Raw genomic sequence first — 20,619 nt, forward strand, 5'->3', positions numbered from 1 at the left:
CCCACACAGTTCGCCTAGGGAAGGGAAAATCGGTTTTCCTTTCCTTAGTCCATCACCGCCGTGAAAGCGCAAAATCGCATTTGCTGATTTGCCATAGCTTAGCACGTAGGCCACCTTGTTCTCCGCAGGACGGCCCATCGCAAGGAAATCGATATTTGTCGTTTTTAGGCTGGATGGATAAGCAGGCCACGCCTGCCGATAGCGGGAAACCAGTGGATTTCCGGCTGAAAATGCCCGGAATTCCGGCGCTTTACTTGACCGTCAAAACCTTCATGTTCTAATTTTGTTCTCAATGAGCAGGATCGATTCTGTCGGCCCCTTGCCTTGTTTGAATGACAACAGCAGCGCCCCAGGCGACCAGGACCATGCACGAGATCATCTGCCCCCACTGTACCAAGGCCTTCAAGGTTGATGAATCCGGCTATGCCGAGATTCTGAAGCAGGTCCGCGACGCCGATTTCGCCAAGCAACTGCACGAACGGCTGGAGTTGGCCGAGCGCGACAAGCAGGGCGCTGTTGAATTGGCCAAAGCCCAGGTTGGCGGCGATCTGCAGAAGACCGCCGCTGCCAAGGATGCCGAAATCCAGGAATTGAAGTCCAAGCTGGAGGCGGGTGAGATCTCTCAAAAGCTTGCCGTCACCGAAGCGCTCGGTGCCGTGGAAAAAGAGCGGGACAGGCTTGCGAACGCCCTCGCGCAAGCGGAACGCGAGAAGAAGGCTGCCTCAGAGCTTGCAGAGGCGCTTCTGGCCAGCGAGCAGCACAAGATCACAGCCGCCAAGGAAAAAGAAATCCAGGAGCTGAAGGCTAAGCTTCAAGCCGTCGAGCTTGAGAAGAAGCTCGCCGTGACCGAAGCCGTCGGCGCCATTGAAAAAGAGCGCGATGAGCTGAAAAACGGCATCAAGCAAGTCCAGCTTGAAAAGCAGCTTTCCGAGCAGTCGCTCAAGGACAAATACGAAACCCAGATCAAGGATCGGGATGACGCGATTGAACGCCTCAAAGATATGAAGGCCCGCCTCTCGACCAAGATGGTCGGCGAGACCCTCGAACAGCACTGCGAGACCGAGTTCAACCGGGTGCGCTCGATGGCGTTTCCGCGGGCCTATTTCGAGAAGGACAACGACGCGCGGACCGGCAGCAAGGGCGATTACATCTTCCGCGATTCCGACGAAGCCGGCACCGAGCTCATCTCGATCATGTTCGAGATGAAGAACGAGAGCGACAAAACCGCGACGAAGAGCAAGAACGAGGATTTCCTCAAGGAGCTTGACCGCGATCGTACCGAGAAGGGCTGCGAGTACGCGATCCTGGTCTCATTGCTTGAACCCGACAACGAACTCTACAATACCGGCATCGTAGACGTCTTCCACCGCTATCCCAAAATGTACGTCATCCGGCCGCAGTTCTTCCTGCCGATGATTACCCTCCTGCGGAACGCCTCGCTCAATTCCCTAAAGTACCGGACCGAACTGGCACTCGTAAAGGCCCAGAATATCGACATTACCCAGTTCGAAAGCCAGCTGGAGACGTTCAAGAACGGATTCTTGAAGAACACTGATCTCGCTTCCCGGCACTTCCACACCGCGATCACGGAGATCGATAAGTCCATCGATCACCTGCAGAAGACTAAGGATGCGTTGATCGGGGCTGACCGCAACCTGCGCCTCGCGAATGACAAGGCGCAGGACGTGACGATCAAGAAGCTGACCCGGGGTAACCCTACGATGGCGGCCAAATTTGCCGAGCTTAAGAGCCAGGCCGCTGAGGCGGCAGAGTGAGCGACCCAGTGTTTCGTTCTCGATGCAAGTCGTTACTTGCTGAACAGCGTGCGCAGGGTCGCCTCAGCTGAGATTGCAGACGTCCTGTCGCCGGCTGCGACTGGGAAAACGATCTCAGCAGGTGGCGGCGGCGGTGATTTCTTTGCGGCCGCGGCAATTGCACCGAGGCCAGCCAGGCAAACTACTCCAAGCGCGACGGTCCTGATCACGTGGCACGCTCCTATGCGGGAGCCGCAAAGCGTCCTGATCAAATCAGTCCAGATTAAGGCGCCTCGATAGTCTTGGTTAACGGGCGGCGGGCGGCAGGAACGGGAGTCGGACTTGATAGTAGCCGTGCTCACGGCTTCCTGCCTAGCATGCTCGCGACTTTGCAAATCTGCTTCCCAAACAGATTTCTGTTCAATCGGATCCCTGCCTTGAGACGACGATAGCGCTAGATGACGGAGGCATAGAAATATGCCAGATGCGCTGAGGCTGAATGACGCTGAACGCGCTGACGTGAGCTCATGGCCGAATCGATGAAGAGAACGGGCCCAGCAATTCCGGAGTTTTAGTCATCTCGGATGAATCGGGCGATCGTCACTACGTACCGCTCGCAACAACCGACGGAATTCAGCCGCCCGGCAGAAGTATCATGAGCAGACTAGGGCTGACCAGTTCCAGAATTAACTCGCAGCGCTGACATCAATCTTAGTCTCAGGGTTTGCTTGCGGCGGCGCATTGGAGCGTTAGCTTTGCGCACCGGACATTGTCCCGTTCGGGTCCACGCAGGCGAAGCCCTCGCGCCATTATACTCGGCGCGTCGGCCTCTGCTGGCCATGCGCGAGTTCATATTGAAGAGTGCCGAGATGCGCCGGCAGATCACGGCCTTGCGGTCCCGGCACTCGGAAAATCTACGCATCACCTATCCGTTGAATAGGCTGCTGATCAAGATTGCATATCTCAGCAGCTGCGCGAAGCGTTTGCCAGGACGATGGCCAATATCCAGAAGCGCGTCACGAAACACGCCGGCAAGCAGCCGGGTAAGGCCTAACAGGTAGATCACATTGCACAAAGCGATCGCCGGGTTGAGGCTACCTGTAGCCGCGGAGGTAAACGCCGCCTTCGTCGCGTCGCTAGGGCTGCCGCTGTCGCAAGCAGTGGCCCCGCCCATGAGAGGCCTAGTAAGCGCGCCGCGCTACTCGGGGCAGAGAGGGCAGTCTCGGAGAAAACCGGTGGGCAAGCGCGAGCACCGCGGCTTCGTCGGTTTCGAGCGCGATCTTCTGGGCGAGCATCACGTCGCCACCTAGCCAGAGCCCGTTCGGGAACGAAACACCAGCCGATCTTAGGCTGCTTTTCTTCATCAAGCTCCAAAACATTGCTCATGGTGCCCTGATGAATTCGATATCGTCGGCCGGTGTGAGAGCCGGTGACTTCGAAAAAACCCTCGGCATCATATTGCGCACGCTGCTGTGGAGATAACCAATCGCGCAGAAGACGTTGCGCACGCGCTTCCGGGCCATTTTGCTCGATGAAGCTTTGATAGAGCGCACGCAGGGCGCGCAAACGCACACTACTGCCGATGCTACCGCGCCTAAACAAGAACATTTGTTGCGCCCGACGGGTCTAGCCGCCGACCAACCGCGGATAGAACAGCGACCTCTCCGAGTGGAGGTCCGACTACGTCTCCGAGCGAGAAGGGTGGTCCGTTCATGACTTAACCCGAAGAGCGCTTCAGCGGCGTGATGTCCGCTGACAAAGGTAAACCGACGCCGAGCTGCACTTGCCGCGACCGCCTGCTTTTGACCCAAAGCCGAACAAGTCAACGCGGTCGCTTTTTTCGGCCAGAGCGATCTCTGATGAAGGCTTTCCGTGGCTGCGAGCCCACGGCACGTTCGTCGCCACGGTTTGCGGCTAGAAAACAAAACGCCGCTGTCGCCGTAATCGGCGACGCATCGCCGAGACACCTGTGACTTTTGAACGTTTGCCGACTTTTCGTTCCTCGGCTTGCTCAACCCGGCTGCGAAGGTTCTGAAGCTCTGTCAGCTGAGATCTTAGAAACCAAACGCGTTCGTGCAGAACCGTCATGCGGTTGTGCCCCTGACCACGCCTACTCATCAACGCCCCTTATTATGAATATTTAAAAACCACCGTTGTCAGGCCGAGAGACATAAAATGATCTATTAAGTTCAACTAATAGTAGCTCAGGTTTGTGAAAGTGCTGTGAAATACTTCACTTTCGCGGAAAAAGACGTGTCCTTGAGCGGTTTCATTTGCTTGTAAGGTGGGCACCAACGTCGGCGGATTAACCACGCGGTCTGGTTTAATTTTAATGAGACAATAATACTGCTTGTTACCCTGGGCCGTGCAGATCAACGTGCAGATATTGCCGTTTTCCGGGCTCGGCGGGATCGGAAAACGTAGAGGTGCAATCGCGATCGCTGCGATCGCTCGATTGGAAGTTACCTCTTCATTTGGAGAATCTCGCCATGGTCGAACGTCGGGCAATGGAGCGGATACCGATCAACCGGGCGGCGCGGCTATCGTTTGGTGGATTGAGTGGGACCCATCCGTGCGTGGTGCGCGACATCAGCACCCTGGGAGCCTGCATCTCCACGCCGTACTACATATTCGCCAGCGAATTTGCGCTATCGTTCGACGAACATTCCGAAACCTTCACCTGCCGCGTCATGTGGAGGAAGGAGACACTTTGCGGCGTGTGCTTCGTCCTGCGCCGCAGCTCGCCGAAATTGGCGAATGATTGCAGCAACACCACAACGTGGTGCGGCTTGACTACCAATCATGTGCTGCCGCTCTGAGCATCCTTCGCTCATGTTTCGACATAAGTCTCGCGTGCGCTGAGAAGCGATTGGATAGGGCGGCCGTTTTGGGTGTTGGCAAATCGGCAAAGTCGCGCCCCTCCACGAGGTCCGCTCACCGAGGCATGACGGACCAGATTTGCTCACGTTGAGTTTTTCGCATCCTGACCCATTGCGGGCTCCAGCGTGTCGACGCGCCCTGAACGCGGGCATCGTCTTGTGTTAAATCAAGGCGTCACGATCCATTGTGTGTAGGCAACAAGCGCTGCTGAAGCAATGTCGCGGAACGCAAGCAGGTCGTCGCCGAAGGGTCAATTTCTCAACGAGGATCAGGCGCTAAGAAACCACAAAAAAGTTCCAATGCTGGAACCTAATTTTCCGTTGTTTCCTCTGTAAAGGGAGCAAGATATGAAACCGTCTAGGGACACCTTGGCGCAGATGTCCATCGACCAGCTTTGGGATCTCTACCGCCAGACCGAGGCCATTCTCCCAGGAAAACTTGCGGCGAAACAAAAGGCTCTAGAAGAGCGGTTGGCTAAGCTCGGCGGCGCGGTTGGGTCTCTTACGCGGCAAACTGTTCGCGCCCGACGGCGCTATCCCAAGGTCCTTCCAAAGTATCGAAACCCACTAAATGGATCGGAGACTTGGGCCGGACGCGGTAAGCAGCCTCGCTGGGTAACAAACCTATTGAAGTCTGGAAAACGGATCGATGACTTACGTATTGATCGGACCGCGACGTAGCCCGTTCAATGCCGGCGTTGGATTTCCGCTTTCCTAACTTGCTCTCGGAGTGCTTGCACTTCGTCCCAAAGTTTTTCGAGGTCGGTTGCTGATGCGTGCTTTCGTTTCAGCCTCTCAAGCTCAGCAGCCAGGATCAGTAGGTCCGGCGTAACACGCTTTTGCTTCTTTGAAGCCCGGACCTTTCGTCCCATCTGGGAACAACTCCGCAAGCACTAATCGGCCTCCCGCACTGTAGCAAGTATTGTGCCGTGTCGGATGTATGGTGGATGAACGAGAGATCGTTCAGCTCGGCCCTATGGATCACCCCAAGTGCAGCCGCGCAGGGCGCCTGCCATGTCGTCCGTGCTATGTTGCTTTCCGGGCATCGAACGGCGGCAGGATGCTTGATAGGTCGAGATAGCGATACGGCATACTGTGCGTTACCTGTGATCCGCGAGAAAGCCAGCAACGAAGGTCCGGTTCTGGTCCCTAAGCCGAAGAGCAGTTCAGCCGCCGTGATGTCCGCTATCGCTGGGATTGTGTTGCAAAACTCGTTTCTGACTTGGGGGCGAGCTTGGCTTTGGAGTTTCGGCGGTTTTTTTGGTACGGCGTGTCGGCGGTTTCCATTTTGCTGGTGGATTTCAGCACGGGACTGCCAGTTGTGGCGGGAGACGGCAGATTAGCTTGGCCAGCCGCCTCAGGTTCTGCGCGGTGGCTGTGAGCAGCACTTCGTCCCTGACGCCATTCAGGCCCCGCAACCGAAGCCGGTCGAGCCTGAGAATGCGTTTCATATGAGCAAACCGCATCTCGACCTTTTTGCGCTCGCGGTGCGATTGCTCGAAGGCTTCCGTATTCGCCAGCGCACGGACATGATCGCGCACATCTTCGTTGACGTCACGGGTAATTTTGCGCACGACCGCTGTCGTGCATTTGGGCTTCAAGGCGCAGCCAGAGCAATCGCTCTTGCTGGCCCTGTAGTAAACGATGTGACCTTGATCGATATTGCCGGTGCTGGTCAGTTCCGCGCCACCCGGGCAAACATAGACATTGCGCTTTTTGTCGAAGACGAAGTCCGCTCGGCTAAAGGTGCCATCGGGGCGTGCCGACTTGTCCCACACCGGAACGTGCGGCGTGATCTTGCGATCCACTAGCCATTTGAGCAATCTGACCGCGCCGTAAGCCGTGTCGCCTGCCAATCTCTTGGGGCGCAGATCGAAGCGACGCTCAACACGGTCCACCATGATCTGGGTGACAGCAATCTCAACTGCACGGTTCGCGCGCGTGCCTACCGCATCGAGGATGATCCCGGCCTTGTTGTCGATCAGATAGTTCGCATCATAAGCAAAGAATGGATCCACGCCCGGCCTCGTAACCCATGTTGCTTGCGGATCGGTGAGCGAGACTTCCTTGGGAGGCTTGCGGCGACGGCTGCCTTCACTTGAACCGCCGCCGTCTTCATCGCCGTCCTTATCGCTATTGGCGGCATCAATCGCTGCGATGTACTCGCGCACCGCATGGGATGCTTCCTCCGCCTTTGGCCAGGTAATAGGCTGGTCGCCGGGAAGTCGCCTAGTCTTGTTCACATCGGCCTTGATCAGGCTCGCATCGACTGAGAACGCTTCGCCTCCGACCAGCCCCGCCGAAATACACAGCGCCACTACACGTTCAAAAACCCGGCGTAAGGCATCGCTCTCACGGAAGCGTTCGCGCCGCGCCCGGCAAAACACCGAGTGATCAGGGATATGATCCTCGATGCCGAGCTTGCAAAACCATCTATAAGCCAGATTGACCTGGACCTCGGCGCAGAGCCGACGCTCGGAACGAAGTGCAAATACGTAGCCCAAGACCAGCATCCGGATCATGAGCACCGGATCAATCGAAGGCCGGCCAGTGTGGGAGTAGAATGGAGCGAGCTCGTTGTGCACCCAACTCAGGTCCAGAAAACCGTCGATTTGCCGTACCAGGTGATCAACCGGCACCACCTTGTCGAGATCAAAGGAGTAAAAGAACTGGCCCTGACCGCTCTCCTGCCGACCTAACATCCGCTGCTCCCGCAAATGCCGCCTCACACCAACGGAATCACGGTTCGCGAGTCGTCTCAACCGGAGTTTGGCAACACAATCGCTGGTGAACCGGACGCCGAGCTGAACTTGGCTCGCCAGCCGCTTTTGACCCGGAACGGAAGGTCGCAGACCAAGACCGTCCGAACCTCTGGCACGGACACCACCCGACGAATCCGGCGGTGGCGCAAATGCGAAGTGCGGCGGCGTCTCCTAGGGCGACCTTCGCATAGACCAGAGGATAGCGTTCGTGAGGATTCGCTGGTAGCGGGCGTCCTGCCAAACTGACGGCTCGTGGCCTAGCGCCGAATAAAATACTCGTCCCTCGCCATAGAATCGGGTCCAGGTGAGAGGCCAGCCATAGAATCGTTGATGCACGCCGGTCTTGCCAAGGTCCACCGAGCTTGGGTCGAGGCGCAGGAGCAAGCGTGAACCACGATAGTCGAAGTCGCTGATTTGGTAGATCTCGTCCTCGACTTGCAACGAATTCCCGAGAAAAGCCACCAGGGGATCGCCAGGATCAACCACCTCGATCTTCACGGCCTGATGCCAAGGATGACCATTGAAGTAGCCGCCGACCAGATCGAGATAGTCCGGCCAAGTGTAGAATGTGTCCGTCGCCGAATGAACGCCGAGGAACCCGCGACCCGAGCGCACAAAGTTGAGAAGAGCTCTCTTTTGCGCCTCGCTCATCGGAAGTTCTCCGGTTGTGTAGAACATCACTGCCGCGTAGCGCTCGAGGTTTTCGGTAGAAAATTCGGACGTGTCTTCCGTTGGAATGACTTCAAAGACACCCGAATTGCTTCCGAGCTGGGTCAGGATTACCTTGGAAAGCGGTATGACATCATGCCGGTAGCCGGCGGAGTATGTGAAATAGAGGATGCGCTCTGGCGGACGCTCCGCATGCGCGCCGAGTGGTCGGATTGCCGCCGCGCCGCCGAGGAGCGCGATGAACTCACGTCGCCTCACAATCGCCTCCGCCAAAGCCAACCAACCATGTTTTGAAGAAGCCTAGCACAGATCAGCCCCGCACCGGCCTTGGGGCATCGCCCTCTGGCGTCCTATGCAACGCTGCGGGCCCATCAGCGAAGTGGCGAATCGTCTCATTAAGGTCAGCTTCGTGGGTGGAAGCGGACTGGTTTTGCTAAGGCCGGGTTCTTCGCACCTTGACCCGGAGCGGACATCGCGAATCCTGCAAGTGCTGCTCCTGTCGCCTTCCGAGTATGACCTTGGAGGTTACAATGACTCATTATTATCGTGCCTGGGAGCGGACATGAAGTAGCGCGCTTTCATGGCTTTTGATGGCCGTGCAGCTGATGGCGGTGCGGGTCCGTGAATGTGATCGGCGCAACCATGGGAGCGCCTCCGGAAACGCCAATCCGCCCGGACGCGACGAAGGCGTCGGCGGCTCTCAGAGGATCAGATCGTGTTGGAAGGGTAGCTGTACGCCCTGGCCAGCAGCCTCCTGCTCGTCGAAACGCCAACTCTCCGGCGTCGCATCGGCCGGATGGGGCCATGCGGCCGCGGCGGAATCGTGCTCCGGATTGAGCGCGGCGACGGGGACCGAGGAAGCGACTGCCGCAGCCGTCGAGCTGGCATGCTGCAGTTCCGCACCCGCCTCGAAATGGAACGCGGGCTCGGCCCGGTTGTGAAAGCCTTGGTCGTCGGCGCCCTGGATGACCACGGTCACGATCTGCGGCGTGCCGTCGATCGTGGTCACGGTGAAGGTGTCGGTCAGCGCGACGCAAGGCCTCAGGGCCTGGACCTCCGGGTCGTCGGGGTCGAGCACGTATGTCCACGTGCCGCAGGTCGTCATCGTGAAACTGCCGTAGCCGTGGTCGCTCGCCTGCGGGCATGTCGTCGCCGTGAAGGTGTCGTCGGGATTGTCGACTTCCCTGTCGGACAAGGTGCCGCTGGCGCGTGGCGGGGGCTCGCAGGAGTTGCTTGGCTCGGTCACGCGTCCGCAAATATCGCCGCAGACGACCGCGGCGTCGTTGCTGCCCTCGATGGTGACGGTCACCGTCTGTGCCGTACCGTCCGCGGCCCTCACGGTGAAATCGTCAGTCAGCGATTGACCTGCGTTCAGCGCCTGCACCGCGCAGTTGCCGTTGTCGAGCGCGAAGGTCCAGTGCCCATCCGCGGTCATCGTGAAGCTGCCGTAACCGTGGTCGCTCGGCTCCGGACATTTGACGGGATCGAACGCGTTCGACGGGCCGTCGACGTCGGTGGCGGTCAGAAGGCCGCACGCGGTTGGGACGCCCTGCGCGGAATCGTGGACGCCGCCTGCTTCGACGACGCGACCATGCGTGTCCCCGGAGATGACGGCCGGATCGTCGGCGCCTTGGATGGTCACCATGACAATCTGCGGCGTGCCGCCGATCGTGGTGACGGTGAAGGTGTCGGTCAGGGTCTGGTACGCCGTAAGCGCGAGCACTGCGGCGCTGGCGGGATCCAGCGCGTACGTCCAGTGCCCGTCGGACGTCATCGTGAAGCTGCCGTAGCCTTTGTCGCTGGTATGCGGAGAGCTCACCGCCGTGAACGTGTTGGCCGGATCGTCGACGTCGGTGTCGGCGAGCTTGCCGGTCGCGGTCGGGACGTCGTGCGCCATGAACGCCGCCGCAATCGCGGCGGCGTCCATTGTAACCGCGGCGACGGATCCACCGGTCCCGCCGCTTATCGCTGCCGCGTCGTCGGTGCCGGCGATGTCGATCGTGAAGGTTTGGCTTGCCGAGGCAAAGCCGTCGGACGCCGTGATCGTGAAGCTGTCGGCGTTCGGCGCCTTCAGCGCGTTGATAGCGTCGTTGTTCGGTACGTAGGCGTAGGCGCCGGTCGCGCTGTTCAAGTACAGGATTCCGAAGGAGCCGGCCTTCTCGACGTCGTAGCTTGCGCCCGCGACGGTGAAAGGGCCGATCGCGCCGCCCGCGATGCCGAAGGTCGGGGTCGTGCCGGAGCCGAAGCTCGTGGTCGAGAAGCTGCCGCTGCTCGCCGAGAACTCATCGAACGCGACTGTGTCGATCTCGACCGGGCCCGACCCGAGCGTCAGTGTCGGTGGCGAATGGATCAACGGCCCATCCGGCACGAAGCTGGCCGGCACCACCAGCCCGGGAAGGGCATGTTGTGGATTGGGCCCCTCCGGCGCCTGGAAATCGATCGGCTGCAGCGTCTGATCGACCGCTTCGCCCGGAGGCGTGCCGGATCCGGACGGCCCATGCTCCTTCGAGTAGTTGTCAAGCACGTCCTGCTGCCGGCTCTGCAGGTCCTCCATCCGCGAAGCGTTGTTGGCGATCTGCGCGAAGCTGACGGACGATCCGGTCTTGCTCAGGATGATCGTCTGCCCGGGATCGTCGACGATGATGTGGCGCGGCACCGCCTCCTTCGTGATGAGTTCGAAGGTGCCATGCTCGAACCCCTTGTAGGTGATGGAGGCGTCGTCGAACAAGGCGAGATCGGGATCGGCGGCCCACGCTTCTTTCAGCGCCGTCAGGATCAACGCGACGAAGGACAGCCCTCCGGCCCATCCGAGTCCCGCGACGACCGGCGACTCCACAGCGCGCCCGCCGCGGACGGACGGCGGACTGCGTTGGTGCTGCGCCGGCCAAAGACCGGCGAAGACACGTGCGAGCGACATCCTACGCCTCGCATGCTGCCCGCTTCCGCCGAAGCGGCCGGACCGATCGAGTGTAAGTCCACCCGCCCACGTTCCGGTTCCGCGCACCAGACTACGCTTTGTCGTCCCCAGGCTCCTTCACGAAATGTTGACTGGGTGTGCGCAAATGCGCTCTTTTGTTGGCGCTGAGCGGTCGGGACCATCGTCCGCTGCGACTAAAAAGTGGCGGTCGCGACATGCGGTATGGTGCGCCGGGCGCGCTCTGCCATCATTCCGCCGAAGCGGCTCTTCACGGACGGGAGCGGACGCATGCATGGACAAAGGACGGTCGCAGGACTTCTCTGCCTTTTGCTCGTTGCAGTGGCGTATCCGCCTGCGCCGGTTCGGGCGCAGGACGTCAAGCCAATCGGCAAAGTCGTGGCCGTTGCTGGCAAGGCAACGATCGAGCATATCGATGCCGCGGTTGTGCAGGCGAGACTGTCCGACGAGGGGGGCAGCGCGAAGGTCGGCGATCCAGTCTATCGGGGCGACGTCGTCAGGACGGGCGCCGACGGCCGCCTCGGTATCAACTTCGCCGACGGCAGCTCCTTCAGCCTGTCGAGTAACGCCAGCATGGAAATGAGCGAGTTCGTCTACGATCCGGACGGCAAGGACAATTCGACCCTGATCAGCCTGACCAGAGGCACCTTCACCTTCGTCGCCGGCAGCGTCGCTAAGACCGGGAACATGAAGGTGGACACGCCGGTGGCGACGTTGGGGATCCGGGGCACCACGCCCCACATCGAGATTTCGGACGACGGCACGGTCAAGTTCGCCACCCTGATCGAGCAGGGCAAGGATGCCGTCATGAAGCGGAAGGCCGGTTCGACCGTTGCGCCTCCCCGGCAGCGGAGGGCAGACCGCGCTCTCGGCATCTGCCGGGGATGCTGAAGGTCTTCGGGACGGCGCCAGTTATGATCCTGCTGCTGACCGCCCCCGCGTCGGCGCAGAAGCCGGAAGGTCAATTCCGGAACGTCGAGCTCTGCAACGCCGCCTCGTCGCCTGACCGGAGGATCGAGGCCTGCTCTGCCTTCATCGGGGCCGGCCGTGGCGGGCCACAGGCCTTGGCCATCGCCCACAACAACCGCGGCATCGCCTACGCGGCGAAGGTCGACTACGACCGCGCCGTCGCCGACTTCGACGCGGCCATCGGCATCGATCCGACCTTCGCCAAGCCCGTCAACAACCGCGGCGCGGCGAGACTGAGGACGGGCGACTACGACGCCGCGATGGAGGATTTCGACCGAGCCATCGCCCTCCAGCCGGCATACCCCGGGGCCTTCGTCAACCGCGCCGAGGCCTGGCTGAAGAAGGGCGATCTCGTACGCGCCGAAAGCGACTACACCGCCGCGACTCGTCTGAACGCCGACATGGAAGTGGCTTGGAGCGGCCTTTGCTGGATCCGGGCGAGCACGGGCGACCCGCAAGGCGCGGTGGAAGCCTGCGACAAGGCGATCGGGTCGGGCGCGCATACGGCTGCGACCTACGATTCCCGCGCGCTCGCCCACCTCAAGGCTGGACGGACCGATGCGGCCATCGCCGACTACGACGCCGCGCTACGCATCGACCCCACGCTCGCCGCCGCGCTGTACGGTCGCGGCCGGGCAAAGATCCGCCGCGGCGAGACGGCTTCGGGAGAAGCCGATGTCGCGGCCGCGAAAGCCGTCCGGGGCGACATCGCCGAGGAATTCGCGCGCTACGGCGTACCGTAGTCCGTCCTCAACGCGTGCCCGTCGGAGAATGCCGTCTCTGCCCTACCGAGAGAACCTGAGCTGCAGCGTTCGAGCAAGTTTTTTTGCAGATTCTCTCCCTCCGCCAGCCAGCCAAGGCCATGTCGTACTTCGACGTGAGAACAGGTCGAAAGGCCGGCCGTTTTCCTGCATTTTTGCGCGCCAGAGAAGTCCCACCTTCGATCTAACTAGGTGCCCGATAGACCCGGAGAACCGAATTTTCTCCGAATCTTAGTACCCGCGGAATCGGTCTAGTACGGCATTCTGCGGCAAACACAGCGCTTATTGGGAAAGTGGTTTGGATCCCTCTCGCTCAACCAAGCATCTGTCTGTGGAACAGGAGGTCGGTGGTTCTAGCCCACCCAACTGTACCAGCATTATCAAGACCTTAGTCAAACTCGTCTAAACCGGGAGGTACAGGTAGCTACCACCTAGCTACCTCCGAGCCGGATCAGCGTGTCCTTGCTGTCTCATCCCATCCAACATAGCAAGATGCCGGTGGAAACCCGCGCGTCCGTACTTAGTCTGCCGATAGCCAGAGGCAGAATAGAGGGCTGGTATTTTCCGAAGGTGCCTCACGACACCCCAGAGGCAATCGGGGAAAACAGGGATACTCTCGCAAGCTTCTTAGATTGCTATCGCAGCGATTTCGTAGAGAGCCCTGGCGATCAACGTCGAAATCAAACCCAGCGGCATCTCTGTTGGAAGGCGTTTCGCTGCGGAGCGTGTATGAGGTGCTTTTGGTTCCGCTCCGATTTACGGCTCCTGCCGATGCTCCCTATCTCGGCCTACTCCTTCAGATCGAGCGTCATCTGGCGAGGAACCCGGACGCGACTACCGATGTGTATCATATGTCTGCAGAAGCAGATCGCTATCGCCGATTGAAGAATGAACAGATCGAAAATCCTTTCCAAGGAGCGAACGAAGCAACAGGTTATCCTGGAGCTCGCGAAATTCGGGCGGAAGATCGATTGACAGTTCAGATATACACTTTTGATTTGGGGACCGAGCGAAACGGTCCGGCTATCTATCCTAATGTCCCCCTTGTCGCTTTGCACGTTCCGCGAAGATTGGCGTCAGGGTGGGTCGTAGAGAGAGGCAGATAGTTGGTGCTAAATCTTGTCGATTTGATTCGGGAGTTGAGGATTCCGGCGCAGCCCGGAGAGGCAATTTTCTCTGCAGTCCGAATTCCTGGATTTGAGCATCATAGGCTTGCCTTGGACAAGGCTGGTTATCTGTAATTGTCCGCATCGTTGTAAGCGCCGTCACGTTGCTCTGCGCCATCGATGTGGCGCCGTTTCTGTCTGGAGTAACCAGTAGATTTGCAGCCGCGAGTGCCAACGTCATTTCAGAATCTTGTTGTGCTTGATCGCGGATTCCTGTCGGTGAGTTCTAGGCCTTTACCGCTCTCGCCGTTTCCTACGGTAGAATCGAAGCCTCCGCTTGCCTTCTCGCACCGTGAACGACAGTCCGGTGTACACTCCCAATTCCTCCATAATCTCATTCATGGACGTGATAGTCGGCTTGGTAAGATCGCGGCCAAGTTCTTCATCGCCCTCAAGGCAGCGTAGGCTATTTGCGATCAGCGAACCTGTGATTTGAACTCCGGAAGAGGTGGCGGGATCATGTAACTTGGCAGGAAGACACGACGCGCCGTTCGGACCGTACGACCAAACATAGGAAGAGTCGGTTCGGTCCAACATCTTTTCGATCTGCTCGCGCAGTTTGGGGTCGTCCATAGTGTAGTCCCATTTTTCCTGCGCTAGCATCCCCTTGCTCACATCCTCGCCACTTTCGTCGATAACGGCAGTAGATATATAAACGTCGGCTCCGACTTTCCCTTCTAAGGCTCCTCGTCCCTGGGACGGAAAGTCTCGCACCAGAATCGTCGCATTGAGATCCCCGACATCAGTGTTGTCGAGCGCGAGTTCGATCGCTTCGGCGACTTTGGCCGTAAGTTGCGGTTCCTGCGTAAGCGCTTCGTAGTGCTTCTGCACGACTGTTAGGACTATGTGATCTACCGCCTGCTGAATTTTGCGGTATAGTTCTTCCCGTTGTTCGCTCGTTGCCATCTGTCCCCCCAACGGCAGTGATACACGAGGAGGGCGTGGCAAGTCAGCAGGCTTTCCTCGGCTTAGCCAATACCGGCACCGAATTCCGCAATTTTCCACGTCGTATCGGAGACCCCACTGCCCAAGTCGCGCGAGCGAATTTTGGCCGCACCCCGGGCGGACCTAAGGCGTGTCGCGTTATCACGCTTGCGCGTTGGCTCTAACTGGTCGCGCATGTCCGCCTCGATTGAACGAAAGTTAGGACTTACGCACGATCTCGTTCGCCAATGCGTTACACTGTGCGAAAGTCTTGCACGAAAGCGGAGCGCGGCGATGACGGTCTATGGCTATGCCCCGGGTGAGTACTTGACGTGAGATGTAGCAGCGCCCGGTGATCGTCATCGGGCGCTTTTTTCGCCAATTCGCTTTCAGTTATTCGGGAAGAGGAGCGAGCTGCGCAGTGAAGCCGCAGATCATCATGGCCGTGTGACTGATGTTCGTCGGCCCCGAGCCCGTTTCCGCATGGGCAAGTACGAGGTGTTTCTTGGCGAAGGTAACCGTCACCGTCGTGCTACCGATGGGAACGGCGCGCTGTTGGACGCCATCTGAGCCGCCCATCTCGCAATGCACGTTGCGACCGGTGAATCCCTGCGGGGCGACGCTGGCGTTCACGAAGTACTTGTCGCCCGGCGCGACGATCCATTCGCGCTTGTCGGCGGTGTGCCCGCCACCTCCCAAATCTACCGGGGAGGTGCTCCCTGTATCCACGGAATAGGTACAGACATTGCTGTCTGACTGACAGGTATAATCCGCCCGAGCGCCGGCCGCGGATGACAAGACCGCGGTCGCAATCAGGGTCGTTCCGATGATGTTCTTAGCCATGTGGTGTTCCCTTTCCGGCATTAGTGCCGCCTTGCAAAGGACACCGGGCTTTTGGAAATCTCATTCCCTATGATTGGAATGGCGGAAATTTCCTGGAAATTTCAACCGGGGTGACGATTGTGATGGTGTATCGTGAATTACCCCCGCCGCCCTCGGGTGCTTATCTCAGCGGCTTTATAAAGAGGTGCATGGAGTTAGGTCTCAGAGACCCGCAACAGAAAAACTTCGGCGAGCCATGGACGCCAACGACTTTGGCAGGGGCGCTGGGAAAAAATGAAAAGACGGTATCAAATTACCTAAAAGACAAGCACCCGCCCCGTTACCCGAATGCTTTGGAGAACGTTTTCTTCGGTCCTAACCAAGAGCACGCGCCGAGTTGGAGGGCGGAGTTGCGCGGCGCGCACCAGCGGACGAGAGAAAAATGGGCGACGGAAATGTCGAAAGGCTTCTCCAGTGAGCTCAAGCCAGAGGCGGCTTCGGAGGGCGACGCCGCCTCTCTACTCCACAAAATACTCTACTCGCTCCGTGAGAATGGGCCAACGATCATTGGTGGTTTCGGAATCGCACAGGGAATAGCGCACCTCATCAACTCGGAGCCAGAAGAATTATTACTGCACACTTTATGGCATAATCGTTGGAGATACGCCGATCTCCTGTTTGGGATTGGGGGCATAGTGATCGGCTTGGCCTGCATTAGAGAGGTCCGGTGGGCTCGAACGGCCGGAATCTGCTACTGCGTTGCAGCCCTTGTGTCCGCCGTCTTCTGGTTCGCCGATGAAGAAAATTGGGCCGCCGACGTAGAGAGGGTCGTGTGGATCACCAATATTTTGAACCCGCCCGTATCTCTTGCAGTCTTGTTATACTTTTTGTTTGGGTGGCCTGAAAGAAAGTGATCGGTCGGATTGCTCGCGGCCGGGCATTTGGCCGATCGCTAAGCCATTGAGATTCGAAGTTTCCGCCGCAGTGACGCAAAAAGCGCGTCCAAATTTCGGAATTGTCTACGTCGTGCCAGAGGGGGCATTGCGAAAGCCGAGAGCGAAGATTTTGGCCCTCTCCCGGGGCGGGGTGACCCTAGGCCCGATGGATCTTTGGTTATTGCAGCGCCCGCCAGATGGTGGCCTCGCCGCATTCGTATTCGCGGGCTAGCTCGGCCATGGTCTCGCCGGCAGCGTAGCGTTCGGCAATGCGACGGCGCTGGCTGGGGTCGAGCGAGGACGGTCGGCCGAACTTGGTGCCCTTGCGCTTGGCGCGAGCAATGCCTTCCTCGCAGCGTTTCTGGATCAGGCCCCGTTCGAACTCGGCAATGCCGCCCATGATGGTGAGCATCAGCCGGCCCACATCGGTCGTGGTATCGCACCAGCTTTCGCCAAGCGAGATAAAGGCGCAATCGCGCTCGGCGATTTCGTGAAGAATGTTGTGCAGGTCGCGGGAGGATCGGGCGAGACGGTCCAGCTTGGTGACGGTGACAACATCGCCCGGCCGCAGCGCCCGCATCAACCGATCAAACTCCGGCCGGCCATTAGTGGATTTGCCGGAGGCCGTGTCGCTAAATATCCGCTCGCACGCTGCGGCCTTCAACGCTTCCACTTGCCCCGCGTGGTCCTGGCCTTTCGAGCTAACCCGTGAATAGCGCGTAGCGCATCGCCGACTGCTCCTGACCTTGCCCCGCGGGTTTAATCCAGTTTGAAGTTCGTTCTGGCCCACGACAAGGACCAGAGCATGAAGCGCAGCCGCTTTTCGGAAGAGCAGATCATCGGGATCTTGAAGGAGCATGAGGCCGGCGTGTCGGTCGCCGATCTGTGCCGCAAGCATGGCGTCAGCGACGCCAGCATCTACAAATGGAAGGCCAGGTTCGGCGGGCTGGAGGTCTCGGAGGCCAAGCGGCTGAAGACGCTGGAGGACGAGAACACGCGGCTGAAACGGTTGCTGGCCGACGCCATGCTGGACAACGCAGCCTTGAAGGACCTCGTGGGAAAGAAATGGTGACGCCCGCGGCCAAGCGGAAAGCTGTCGCCCATCTCCGAGACGCCTTCGGGATGAGCGAACGGCGGGCGTGTAAAGCCATCGGCTGCTGTCGCATGACCATGAGATACCAGACGACCCGGGCGGACGATGCCGGTCTTCGCCAACGCATGAGGGCGATCGCCCAGGAGCGCCGCCGCTTTGGCTATCGGCGCCTCCACGTTCTGCTCAAGCGGGAGGGCTATGTGATCAACCACAAGAAGCTGTTCCGGCTCTACCGGGAAGAGAAGCTTGCGGTGCGTCGCCGTGGCGGCCGCAAGCGGGCGATCGGGACCCGGGCGCCGATGACGGTGCCGATGGCGCCGAACGACCGCTGGTCGCTCGACTTCGTATCGGATCAGCTCACCGATGGTCGCCGCTTCCGTATCCTCACCGTGGTCGACGACTGCACCCGCGAGTGCCTGGCGCTGGTGGCCGATACCTCGCTCTCGAGCCCCCGGGTGGCGCGGGAGCTGGACCGGCTGATGATTGAGCGCGGCAAGCCGAAGATGGTGGTCAGCGACAACGGCAGCGAGCTCACCAGCAACGCCATCCTGACATGGGCTGATCAGAGCCGCGTGGCATGGCACTACATCGCGCCGGGCAAGCCCATGCAGAATGCCTTCATCGAAAGCTTCAACGGCCGGCTGCGCGATGAACTGTTGAACGAGACGCTGTTCACGTCGTTGGCCCAGGCCCGCGTCGCGCTCGGATGCTGGCGGGCCGATTACAACGAGGCACGACCACACTCGCAGCTCGGATGGAAGACGCCGTCCGAGTTCGCCTTCACCTGCCACCCGCGCCGGAGCCGGCGCTGCGCTATGCCGAGGGCTCCGCGCCGGCTCCCGCCGCTGCCACCGTCCAACCGGGCAAATCCAACAGCCGGGGCGAACTCAGGACTGGATAAAACTTGGGGGCAAGGTCACTCCGTTTTGAAAGCCTAACTTTCGGAGTCTAAATCGCGTGACGAATCAGCGTCAATCTTCTTCCTTCAAAACCTGTAGTATTCGAAATGAGGGACGTGCCGCTCCTTGCGGTGCGCATGCGCGCACCGACGTGCTCGCTCAAATTCCATGACATTCGATTTGCGAATCCGCGCTCGTGATGGTCGCCAGCCTGGAAGGAGCGCTTTAGCGGCTTCCGGCTTTCCGGGCCGTTGAGCTGATCAAGGCCCGCTGCTCGTCCCACTCGGCTGGGATGGACTTCAACAGCTGCGCCAGCTCGAGGCCTTCCGGCTGCAATCCGTTCAGAATGGCTTCAGTGATGGCTGGCGAAAGCAATGTTAGCCGAAGTACCCGGCAGAGATAGGACTCATTGATCTTCTCAGCCTTGGCGAGGTCTCGCACCGAGCTAAACAGGTTGGATTCGAGCATGTTGCTCCAGCGATGGGCCCGCACCACGGCTTTGATCAGCGTGTTGTCGACCTGCGGCTTCGGAGGCGCCCAGGCTTGCACATTTGCAGGCGTGACCACGCGTTTGCGGCCGCCCTGGCGGCGGAATGAGATCGGGATGCTGACGACCATGGTGCGGCCATCGCGGCTCAGCTTGGGCTTGCCAATCTTGCCAAGAGTGATCGTCGTTGGCCGGTTCATTCGGCCGCTTCCTGGAATGTCGCCTGCGGTTGCAATTCCGAGGAGAGCGAGCTCAGCCCTTCGATCTTCAATGTGATTTCGAGCTTCTCGGCACCAAGGTCGATGCGTTCAACGAGTAGCTCGACGATACGGGCCTGTTCTGCGGGAAACAGCTCGTCCCATAGCTCGTCAAAGCCGAGCAGCGCGTTGCGGACTTCGGCTTCGCTGGCGTCAGTTCCCTGCCTGCGTAAAGCGCGCCAGGTCTGAACGATAACTTCCGGTGCTTGCAGAAGCAGTCGAAGTTGGTCGATGATGATCCGCTCAAGTTCGGCGGCCGGCGCTAGCTTGACCGGGCAGTCGGATCGTCCCTGCTTCATCGCAGTCTGGCTGATGTAGTAGCGATAGAGCCGACCGGACTTTCGGGTGTGCGTGGGTGACATTGCTGCGCCATCGGGACCGAAGAGGAGGCCTTTCAGAAGTGCAGGGGTTTGCGCGCGGGCATTGCCGGCGCGTTTGCGCGGGCTGACGGTGAGAATAGAGTGGACTTGATCCCAGAGTTTGCGATCAATGATCGCCTCGTGTTCGCCTGGATACGCAGTACCCTTGTGAACAGCCTCGCCAATGTAGACGCGGTTGTTGAGTATTTTGTAGAGGACGCTCTTGTCCAAAAGGTGCCCGTAACGATTCCGCTCGTCGGCTGCAACCAGCTCGCGGGCCAAAAGGGTTGCGGACTTTAGCTGGGCGAACCGCCGGAAAATGGCTTTGACCCGCTCAGCATCAGCCTCATGGATAAGTAGTTTTCGATCGCAGACTTCATAGCCAAGTGGCGTCCAGCCACCCATCCATTTGCCGCGCTTGCGAGAGGTTGCGACCTTGTCGCGGATCCGCTCTCCGATCAGCTCCCGCTCGAACTGCGCAAATGTGACCAGGATATTTAGGGCCATGCGGCCCATTGCATCCTTGGTGTTAAACAATTGGGTGACTGAGACGAAGGTCACACCAAGGGTCTCGAACAATTCGACCAGATTGAGAAAGTCGAGCATCGATCGGGAGAGCCGGTCGATCTTATAGACCACGATGACGTCGATTCTTCCTGCTTTGACATCCGTCAAAAGTCGCTTCAATGCCGGTCTTTCCAGCGTGCCGCCCGAGAAGCCACCATCATCGTAGCGATCGGAAACGGGGGTCCAGCCCTCCGCTCGCTGGCTTACGATGTATGCCTCACACGACTCCCTTTGTGCGTCGAGCGAGTTGAAGTCCATGTCGAGCCCTTCCTCGCTCGACTTGCGGGTATAGACCGCACAGCGGACCTTTAGGACGGAGGCGGCGCCTGAGCCTGATCGCTCGAAGGAGTTGGCGAATGGGGTGGCTCGGCCGTTTCCCAT

15 protein-coding genes and 1 pseudogene are annotated in these 20,619 nt (G+C 59.4%); 7 read left to right on the forward strand and 9 right to left on the reverse strand.

Annotated features, from left to right (window positions below; genetic code table 11):
- The first annotated feature begins 365 nt into the window (after positions 1-365).
- Positions 366-1,775 carry a DUF2130 domain-containing protein gene (locus BRA1253DRAFT_RS00265; RefSeq protein ID WP_009859187.1) on the forward strand — a complete coding sequence of 470 codons (1,410 nt, stop codon included), beginning with the start codon at positions 366-368 and terminating at the stop codon, positions 1,773-1,775.
- A 1,160-nt stretch (positions 1,776-2,935) separates the two neighbouring features.
- On the opposite strand, the gene BRA1253DRAFT_RS46035 is transcribed toward BRA1253DRAFT_RS00265, so the two are convergent.
- Positions 2,936-3,118: a hypothetical protein gene (locus tag BRA1253DRAFT_RS46035; protein ID WP_354202338.1), complete on the reverse strand. Its 183-nt coding sequence runs from the start codon at positions 3,116-3,118 to the stop codon at positions 2,936-2,938.
- Between the two features lie 1,125 nt (positions 3,119-4,243).
- On the opposite strand from BRA1253DRAFT_RS46035, the gene BRA1253DRAFT_RS00280 reads away from it, so the two are divergent.
- Positions 4,244-4,573, forward strand: a complete 330-nt coding sequence (locus tag BRA1253DRAFT_RS00280) for a PilZ domain-containing protein (RefSeq protein ID WP_009859189.1) — start codon at positions 4,244-4,246, stop codon at positions 4,571-4,573.
- 438 nt (positions 4,574-5,011) lie between these two features.
- A complete protein-coding gene (locus BRA1253DRAFT_RS40750; protein WP_157158489.1) occupies positions 5,012-5,314 on the forward strand; it encodes an H-NS family nucleoid-associated regulatory protein in 303 nt (100 codons plus the stop codon).
- 620 nt (positions 5,315-5,934) lie between these two features.
- On the opposite strand, the gene BRA1253DRAFT_RS00285 is transcribed toward BRA1253DRAFT_RS40750, so the two are convergent.
- The 3 genes from BRA1253DRAFT_RS00285 to BRA1253DRAFT_RS00295 all read right to left on the reverse strand — a co-directional run bounded on the left by BRA1253DRAFT_RS00285 (position 5,935) and on the right by BRA1253DRAFT_RS00295 (position 10,981).
- Positions 5,935-7,335, reverse strand: coding sequence for an IS1182 family transposase (locus tag BRA1253DRAFT_RS00285; RefSeq protein ID WP_009859191.1), 1,401 nt, complete (start codon positions 7,333-7,335; stop codon positions 5,935-5,937).
- 231 nt (positions 7,336-7,566) lie between these two features.
- A complete protein-coding gene (locus tag BRA1253DRAFT_RS00290; RefSeq protein WP_009859192.1) occupies positions 7,567-8,322 on the reverse strand; it encodes a ThuA domain-containing protein in 756 nt (251 codons plus the stop codon).
- 442 nt (positions 8,323-8,764) lie between these two features.
- On the reverse strand, positions 8,765-10,981 hold the full coding sequence (locus BRA1253DRAFT_RS00295; protein WP_009859193.1) for a VCBS domain-containing protein: 2,217 nt from the start codon (positions 10,979-10,981) through the stop codon (positions 8,765-8,767).
- 288 nt (positions 10,982-11,269) lie between these two features.
- On the opposite strand from BRA1253DRAFT_RS00295, the gene BRA1253DRAFT_RS00300 reads away from it, so the two are divergent.
- Together BRA1253DRAFT_RS00300 and BRA1253DRAFT_RS00305 are read left to right on the forward strand one after the other, a co-directional pair.
- On the forward strand, positions 11,270-11,890 hold the full coding sequence (locus tag BRA1253DRAFT_RS00300) for a FecR domain-containing protein (RefSeq protein WP_009859194.1): 621 nt from the start codon (positions 11,270-11,272) through the stop codon (positions 11,888-11,890).
- On the forward strand, positions 11,884-12,711 hold the full coding sequence (locus tag BRA1253DRAFT_RS00305) for a tetratricopeptide repeat protein (protein ID WP_009859195.1): 828 nt from the start codon (positions 11,884-11,886) through the stop codon (positions 12,709-12,711). Before BRA1253DRAFT_RS00300 ends, BRA1253DRAFT_RS00305 begins: the two co-directional genes overlap by 7 nt.
- 1,418 nt (positions 12,712-14,129) lie before the next feature.
- On the opposite strand, the gene BRA1253DRAFT_RS00310 is transcribed toward BRA1253DRAFT_RS00305, so the two are convergent.
- Together BRA1253DRAFT_RS00310 and BRA1253DRAFT_RS00315 are read right to left on the reverse strand one after the other, a co-directional pair.
- Positions 14,130-14,801 (reverse strand): hypothetical protein, encoded by a 672-nt coding sequence (locus BRA1253DRAFT_RS00310; protein ID WP_009859196.1) that lies wholly within the window; start codon positions 14,799-14,801, stop codon positions 14,130-14,132.
- A 411-nt stretch (positions 14,802-15,212) separates the two neighbouring features.
- Positions 15,213-15,662, reverse strand: a complete 450-nt coding sequence (locus BRA1253DRAFT_RS00315) for a hypothetical protein (protein ID WP_157158490.1) — start codon at positions 15,660-15,662, stop codon at positions 15,213-15,215.
- 110 nt (positions 15,663-15,772) lie between these two features.
- On the opposite strand from BRA1253DRAFT_RS00315, the gene BRA1253DRAFT_RS00320 reads away from it, so the two are divergent.
- Entirely contained in the window at positions 15,773-16,555 is a 783-nt protein-coding gene (locus tag BRA1253DRAFT_RS00320) for a hypothetical protein (protein WP_157158491.1), read from the forward strand.
- A 199-nt stretch (positions 16,556-16,754) separates the two neighbouring features.
- Here the strand turns inward: BRA1253DRAFT_RS00320 and BRA1253DRAFT_RS00325 are convergent, their stop codons facing one another.
- Positions 16,755-17,474, reverse strand: coding sequence for a recombinase family protein (locus tag BRA1253DRAFT_RS00325; protein ID WP_371261290.1), 720 nt, complete (start codon positions 17,472-17,474; stop codon positions 16,755-16,757).
- On the opposite strand from BRA1253DRAFT_RS00325, the pseudogene BRA1253DRAFT_RS00335 reads away from it, so the two are divergent.
- Positions 17,382-18,570, forward strand: a pseudogene (locus BRA1253DRAFT_RS00335) (IS3 family transposase). The gene BRA1253DRAFT_RS00325 and the pseudogene BRA1253DRAFT_RS00335 sit on opposite strands and share 93 nt — an antisense overlap.
- A gap of 223 nt (positions 18,571-18,793) precedes the next feature.
- Here BRA1253DRAFT_RS00335 and BRA1253DRAFT_RS00340 read toward each other — a convergent pair.
- Together BRA1253DRAFT_RS00340 and BRA1253DRAFT_RS00345 are read right to left on the reverse strand one after the other, a co-directional pair.
- A complete protein-coding gene (locus BRA1253DRAFT_RS00340; RefSeq protein ID WP_009859203.1) occupies positions 18,794-19,255 on the reverse strand; it encodes a hypothetical protein in 462 nt (153 codons plus the stop codon).
- Positions 19,252-20,619, reverse strand: coding sequence for a recombinase family protein (locus tag BRA1253DRAFT_RS00345; RefSeq protein ID WP_009859204.1), 1,368 nt, complete (start codon positions 20,617-20,619; stop codon positions 19,252-19,254). The genes BRA1253DRAFT_RS00340 and BRA1253DRAFT_RS00345 overlap by 4 nt, the downstream gene beginning before the upstream one ends.

Source organism: Bradyrhizobium sp. WSM1253, from assembly GCF_000244935.1.
Taxonomy (GTDB): Bacteria; Pseudomonadota; Alphaproteobacteria; order Rhizobiales; family Xanthobacteraceae; genus Bradyrhizobium; species Bradyrhizobium canariense.